Genomic DNA, 335 nt, shown 5'->3' with positions numbered 1-335 from the left:
GTATAAGAGACAGGGCCACCATCGTCACCTCGGGCGAGGTGAACCTGCGCTCCATCTCCGGATCCGGGGCCATCGCCACCGGCACCAACGTGCGCGTCACCTCGATGTGGATCAGCGAGACGCCGGGCGGCTACTCCCACGACGAGACCACCGACATCACGACGTACACCGAGGCCGGCCTGTTCTGGGTCACCGGAGCCGCGGGCGATGGCGTCTCGGACGACGGCTGGGCGATCCAGGCCCAGCTGGACGCCGCGCACGCCGCCGGCGGCGGCACGGTCATCATCCCCGGCGGGAAGACCTACGTCGTCAGCACCTTCCTGGTGGTGTACGAC

General features: G+C 69.0%; 1 protein-coding gene. It reads left to right on the top strand.

Going from position 1 to position 335, the window contains the following annotated elements:
- The coding region (locus IF17_RS01000000136950) for a hypothetical protein (RefSeq protein ID WP_157851212.1) at positions 1 to 335 on the top strand (335 nt) is incomplete at both ends.

The sequence above is a fragment of the Streptomyces cyaneofuscatus genome, assembly GCF_000718135.1.
In the GTDB taxonomy this organism is placed as follows: Bacteria; Actinomycetota; Actinomycetes; order Streptomycetales; family Streptomycetaceae; genus Streptomyces; species Streptomyces cyaneofuscatus.
Note: the sequence above shows the minus strand (reverse complement) of the source record. Positions and strands in the feature narration are given on the sequence as shown.